The following is a 5,828-nucleotide window of genomic DNA, read 5'->3' as shown; positions in this document are numbered from 1 at the left end:
GGCCGGCAACCCCATGACGTCGGAACGTTTCCGTATCTGCCGGCCGGCGGCCGGCACGACCGGGCTTTATTCTTCCTCTTCCGGCACGTCCTGCGGGTTCAACGTCTTGCTCGCCCGCTTCGGCGCGGTGAACGGCGTCGGCGTCGGCACGCCCTGGCCGGAATTGCCGAACACCATCTTGGCGCCGGCATTCAGACCACCACCGGCAATCTCCAGCTCGAAGCGCTCGGCGTCGCGGCGCCGGATCTGCTCGGCGATCTCGATCGCGTCATCCTCGTCCGCACCCAGTTCCACCAGGGCGGCCTGGCCAAACAGCACCGCCGACTCAAACGTCTCGCGGATCTGGAAATCGACACCGGCATGGATCAGCCGCAGCGAATGTTCGCGGTCGAACGAGCGCACCATCAGCTTGGCCTGGGGGAACTCGTGTGCCACCAGTTCAACGATGCGGTCGGCGGCCTCGGCCTTGTCCACGCAGACCGCAATCGCACGCGCGGTGGCCGCGCCCGAGGCATGCAGCACGTCCAGTCGCGTACCGTCGCCGTAGTAGATCTTGAAACCGAAACGCGCGGCGCTCTGGATCATCTCCACGTCGTTGTCGATGATGGTCACGTCCACGTCGCGCGCCAGCAGCGACTGGCTGGCGACCTGGCCGAAGCGGCCGAAGCCGATCAGCAGCACACTGCCGGACAGACCCTCGGCCTCGTCCACGCCGTCCATGTTCACCGTCGGCTTCGGCGCCACGCGCTTGTAGAGCAGCACCACCAGCGGGGTCAGCGCCATCGACAGCACCACCACGGCGGTGAAGTTGGCATTGATCTCCAGGTTGATCACGCCGGCCGATGCGGCGGCCGAGAACAGCACGAAGGCGAACTCGCCGCCCTGCGCCATCAGCACGCCACGATCCAGCGCCTGCGCATGGTCGCTGCCCATGATGCGCGCGACTACGTAGATGCACAGCGCCTTGGCTGCCATCAGCGCCAGCACCAGGCCGAGGATCAGCTGCCAGTTGCCAGCCACCACGCCCAGGTCCAGCGCCATGCCCACGCTGAGGAAGAACAGGCCAAGCAGGATGCCGCGGAACGGTTCGATATCCGCTTCGATCTGGTGGCGGAAGGTCGATTCGCTCAGCAGCACGCCGGCCAGGAACGCGCCCATCGCCATCGACAGGCCGGACAGCTGCATCAGCAGCGCCGCACCCAGCACCACCAGCAGCGCGGCGGCGGTCATCACCTCGCGCGCCTTCGATTCGGCCAGCACCCGGAACAGCGGATTGAGCAGGAAGCGGCCGACCAGCACCAGGCCGACGATGGCGCCGACGCCGATCGCTACCGACAGCCAGCGCGAGCCCTCGCCATCGGCGCTACCCGCGCTCGGGCCCATCCACGCCACCAGCGCCAGCAACGGCACGATCAGCAGGTCTTCGAACAGCAGGATGGAGACGATCTTCTGCCCCGACGGCAGCGCGATGTCACCGCGCTCGGCCAGCAACTGCATCACCACTGCGGTGGAGGTGAGCACGAAGCCGGTGGCACCGATGAAGGCCACCTGCCAGGGCAGGCCGAACAACTTGGCAATGCTGGTCAGCACCACCGCACAGGTAACGATCTGCAGCGTGCCCAGCCCGAAGATCTCCTTGCGCAGGCTCCACAGGTGCGAGGGCCGCATTTCCAGGCCGATCACGAACAGGAACATCACCACGCCGAGCTCGGCGGTATGCAGGATCGCCTGGGGGTCGGAGAACCAGCCCAGCCCGAACGGTCCGATCGCCAGGCCGGCAGCGAAGTAGCCCAGCACCGAGCCCAGGCCGGCCCGGCGGAACAAGGGCACCATCACCACCGCCGCGCCCAACAGGGCGACGACCTTGACCAGTTCGCTGGTCGCTGCTTCTACCGCCATGCGGTGTGTTCCCCAAGATCCAGAATCGGGTTCAACAATAGAGCAATGCCGATGACGGCAATAGCACGCATGTTGCGTCGGATTGTCTTGGAGGTGGAACGATGTAGGGAGCGACCCCCAGCATCATCCCGAAACCATGCATCCGCGTCGGTGGGTGCCAACCATGCACCCGCTTCGGTAGGTGCCAACCTTGGTTGGCACGAAAACGCCGACCAAGGTCGGCATCTACCAAGGCATTCCCCGGCCAGCCTCACCCACCCCGGCAGAACGCGGCGTAATCGATATACCCCGGGAACGGCACGTCCGGCGCGCACACCGGGCACTGCGGGTCCGGCCGGATGCCGGTCTCGCGGAAGCGCATGCCCAGCGCATCGAAGCGCAACAGCCGACCGACGAGCGGCTCGCCGATGCCCAGCAGCAGCTTCAGCACTTCGGTGGCCTGCAGCACACCAGCCAATCCCGGCAGCACACCCAGCACACCGGCCTCGGAGCAGTTCGGCGCGAACTCCGGCGGCGGTGGCTCCGGGAACAGGCAGCGGTAGCACGGCGCCACGCCGCGCTGGCGGCCGGCGTCAAACACGCTTACCTGGCCATCGAAGCGCTCGATGGCGGCGTACACCAGCGGCGTGGCGTGCTTGATGCAGGCGTCGTTGAGCAGGTAGCGCAGCGGGAAGTTGTCCGAGCCATCCAGCACCACGTCCACGCCGTCCAGCAGCGCATCCACGTTCTCGGAGGTGACCCGCTCGGGCACGGCCTCGACCTCGATCGACGGGTTGAGCGCCAGCAGCCGCTCGCGCGCGGAATCGACCTTGAGCTGGCCCACGCTGGCTTCGGTATGCACGATCTGCCGATGCAGGTTGCTGCGCTCCACCCGGTCGTGGTCGGCAAAGCGCAGGTGCCCTACCCCAGCCGCGGCCAGGTAGAACCCAGCCGGTGCGCCCAGCCCACCCGCGCCCAGCACCAGCACGCACGACTGCTGCAGCCGGCGCTGGCCGGCCTCGCCCACCTGCGGCAGCAGCAGGTGGCGCGAATAGCGGTCGTAGAAATCGCGGTCGGCAGCGCTGGCCAGTGGTTGCACCAGCGGCAGCGACTGCTCGCGCCAGGCCACGGTGCCGCCTGTCACGGAAGCGACGTGGGTGTAGCCGGCCTCCCGCAGGAACTGCGCGGCATCGGCCGAGCGCTTGCCACTCTGGCAGATCAACAGGATTTCCTGGTCGTGCTTTGGCAGATGCGCGGCCGGGTCGGCCTGCAGCTCGCCCTTGGCCACGCCGCGCGCGCCCTCGGCCATCCCGCCGGCCCGCTCGTGCGCCTCGCGCACATCGATCAGCACCGCGCCATGGGCCAGGCGCTCGCGTGCCTGCGCGGGGGAAAGCTCTTGGATGCTCATGGCGGCATTATCGCGCAGACACCCTCGACGCGCCCTGCCCCGAACATGGCACCATGCGGGCGTTGCCCCTGCATCCCGGAACCGCTGCATGCGCTCTGCCACCGAATTCTGGCGTGACCCGCGCATGCCCTTCGTCGAAAGCCGACGGGCGTGCGACAGCCGCGCCTGCCATCGCCCGCACAGCCATGACACCTTCTCGATCGGCGCCGTGGACGCCGGCAGCAGCCTGTTCACCGGCGCTGCGGCAGGACCGCGCCTGCTGCAGCCCGGCAGTCTGGTCGGCGTACCCGTAGGCCGTGTGCACGCCTGCAACCCCCTGCCCGGCCAGGTCTGGAGCTACCAGATGCTGCATCTGGACCCGCGCTGGATGGCCGAGGTCCGCGCCGAGTATGACGACCTGCCCGAACCCGACTGGCAGCAGGAACCGATCCGGATTTCCAACCATCGCCCGCGCTACCAGCAGTACTGCCAGCTCAACGAGACGCTGTTCTCCGACGATCCAGTCAGCGTCAAGGAAGCGGCCCTGATCGCGTTCGTCGGCGATCTGGATGAACACGATGGTGTTGCCGTCGCCGGCCCGCTTGAAGATGCCGCGTTACAGCAGCGCTTGCAGCCGGTGATGGACGTTCTGCGCCAGCGGCTCGAACACACCCCGGCCCTGCAGGAGCTGGCATCGCTGGCGGGCATGAGCCGCTACCAGCTGATCCGCGCCTTCCGACGCGCCACGGGCCTGACACCGCACGCCTGGCAGATCGACCAGCGCATCCAGGAGGCCCGCCGGCGGCTGTGCGAAGGGCAGGCACTGGCCGTGGTCGCGCATGCGCTGGGTTTTGCCGACCAGAGCCATTTCCAGCGGGTCTTCAAGGCCCACGCCGGTGCGACCCCGGGCCAGTACCGGCGCTGAGCCTGCAATAACGTTCAATACCGTCGCGCGGCGTATCCCCAGACTGGCGCCCCAGCCAGCCGCCGCCGGACCCGATGGAACAGTTCCTGGTCATCGCCACCGTACATTTTCTCGCCCTGCTCTCACCCGGCCCCGACTTCTTCCTCGTTGCACGCACCGCGATCACCTCGGGCTGGCGCACTGCCAGTGGTGCCTGCGCAGGCATCGCCCTCGGCAATGGCGTCTTCATCGTGGCCGCTTTCACCGGAACGGCCATGCTGCGCGCAGGCAGCGCAGGGTTCATCGCGGTGCAGTTGGCGGGCTGCGGGTTCCTGCTGTACCTCGGCACGCTGTTCCTGCGCCATGCGGGTTCGACGACGTTGCAGGCAGCTGAAGCGGCCGATGGATCGCCAGCGGGCGGTGCCCACGGATGGTGGAGGGCGGCTGGGCTGGGCGCCCTGTCTGCGCTGCTGAACCCGAAGAATGCGCTGTTCTACGCAACGCTGGCGGCAATGCTCAACGGTCCGCAGGCCAGCGCCGCAACGAAGTTCTTCTATGGCGCGTGGATGTTCGGCATCGTCCTGCTATGGGATCTGCTGGTTGCCGCGCTGGTCGGCCACCCATGGGTGCTGGGTCGATTCGCGCGTGCCCTGCCGTGGCTGGAACGGGCCGCAGGGCTGCTGATGATTGCGCTGGCGCTATGGATCGCCGTGTCGCTGTGGCTGGCCTGATGCCGGTAATTCGCGCCTGTCGCAATAGCGTTCAATACGGCGCGTCCAGCGCAGCCCACACTCGGCACTTTCTGTAATTTGGTGGCAGGTTTTCGTGCAGCAGTTCTTCATCGTCGCGGTGCTGTACGGCTTCGCCATGCTCCTGCCTGCGTCGAATCACGCGAAGATCCTGCGCACCGCGATGGGCGCGGGCGGGCACGCCGCCATGGCCGCATCGTTCGGTATCGCCATCGCTACGGGCATCATCTGCGCCACGGCCTTCGTTGCGGCGGGCATGCTGGGAAACCGCGGCCTGTGGACGCTGGCGATGGAGTGCGCGGGTTGCCTGCTGCTGCTGCGGCTGGCGGGCATGTGCCTGCGCGATGCCGGGCTGACCTCCCTCTCTCCGCTTTCCCTGCAGATGCCCTGGGGCCTGAAGGCCCGCTCCCGTTGGCCGCACGCCGAGGCTGGATGCCTGTTGGCGCTCGCCAGCATCAACAACTGGACGCTGCAGTTCGCGGTTGCAGCCCTGGTCAGCGGCCTCGTTGCCGACATGGATACCAAGGCCGCCTACGTGGCCTGCCTGGGCGGCGTCGCGCTGTCGCTCGGCCTGCTGATGGCGTGGCTCGGCAGCCATCCGCGCTGGGCACAGGGGTGTTGCCGATTGCTTCCGTGGCTGGAGCATGCCGCGGGCCTGGTGATCGGCGCGGTGTCGGTGGCGTACCTGGCAGGGGTACTGGGTACCACCCTGGTCTGGGCAAGCCTCACGGGGCAGGCGCAGCTGCCCGAATCGATGATGGCCGCGCCCCGCAGCGCCCCATGCGCGTTGCCGCATTGCCGCGCCCGTCGCAACAGTTCGCCATGATCGAGGACTGTAGACGTAGGGGTAGTGCCGGCCGCTGGCCGGCAACCTCGTGAACACACCAGGCATCATCGGGTTGCCGGCCAG

Annotated in this window: 5 protein-coding genes; 3 read left to right on the top strand and 2 right to left on the bottom strand. The window is 67.8% G+C overall.

What is annotated here, in order from left to right:
• Nucleotides 1-66 precede the first annotated feature (66 nt).
• Together O0K41_RS21785 and moeB are read right to left on the bottom strand one after the other, a co-directional pair.
• Nucleotides 67-1,899: a monovalent cation:proton antiporter-2 (CPA2) family protein gene (locus O0K41_RS21785; RefSeq protein ID WP_005409306.1), complete on the bottom strand. Its 1,833-nt coding sequence runs from the start codon at nt 1,897-1,899 to the stop codon at nt 67-69.
• 250 nt (nt 1,900-2,149) lie between these two features.
• Complete coding sequence (gene moeB, locus O0K41_RS21780; protein WP_164222239.1) at nt 2,150-3,286, bottom strand: molybdopterin-synthase adenylyltransferase MoeB; 1,137 nt, start codon at nt 3,284-3,286, stop codon at nt 2,150-2,152.
• A gap of 88 nt (nt 3,287-3,374) precedes the next feature.
• Here moeB and O0K41_RS21775 point away from each other — a divergent pair, with 88 nt between their 5' ends.
• The 3 genes from O0K41_RS21775 to O0K41_RS21765 all read left to right on the top strand — a co-directional run bounded on the left by O0K41_RS21775 (nt 3,375) and on the right by O0K41_RS21765 (nt 5,744).
• The gene (locus tag O0K41_RS21775) at nt 3,375-4,190 is read left to right on the top strand and encodes an AraC family transcriptional regulator (RefSeq protein ID WP_149500946.1); all 816 of its coding nucleotides are present in this window, start codon (nt 3,375-3,377) and stop codon (nt 4,188-4,190) included.
• Between the two features lie 74 nt (nt 4,191-4,264).
• Nucleotides 4,265-4,900 carry a LysE family translocator gene (locus O0K41_RS21770; RefSeq protein WP_164222237.1) on the top strand — a complete coding sequence of 212 codons (636 nt, stop codon included), beginning with the start codon at nt 4,265-4,267 and terminating at the stop codon, nt 4,898-4,900.
• A 94-nt stretch (nt 4,901-4,994) separates the two neighbouring features.
• Nucleotides 4,995-5,744: a lysine transporter LysE gene (locus O0K41_RS21765; RefSeq protein ID WP_164222235.1), complete on the top strand. Its 750-nt coding sequence runs from the start codon at nt 4,995-4,997 to the stop codon at nt 5,742-5,744.
• Nucleotides 5,745-5,828 lie beyond the last annotated feature (84 nt).

The organism is Stenotrophomonas sp. Sm2128 (genome assembly GCF_030985535.1).
In the GTDB taxonomy this organism is placed as follows: domain Bacteria; phylum Pseudomonadota; class Gammaproteobacteria; order Xanthomonadales; family Xanthomonadaceae; genus Stenotrophomonas; species Stenotrophomonas maltophilia.
This window is presented reverse-complemented; position numbering and strand designations above follow the sequence as displayed.

Coding starts and splice junctions, on each gene's coding strand:
- O0K41_RS21785 (WP_005409306.1), bottom strand. CDS start 1,899: ATGGCGGTAGAAGCAGCGACCAGCGAACTGGTCAAGGTCGTCGCCCTG.
- moeB (WP_164222239.1), bottom strand. CDS start 3,286: ATGAGCATCCAAGAGCTTTCCCCCGCGCAGGCACGCGAGCGCCTGGCC.
- O0K41_RS21775 (WP_149500946.1), top strand. CDS start 3,375: ATGCGCTCTGCCACCGAATTCTGGCGTGACCCGCGCATGCCCTTCGTC.
- O0K41_RS21770 (WP_164222237.1), top strand. CDS start 4,265: ATGGAACAGTTCCTGGTCATCGCCACCGTACATTTTCTCGCCCTGCTC.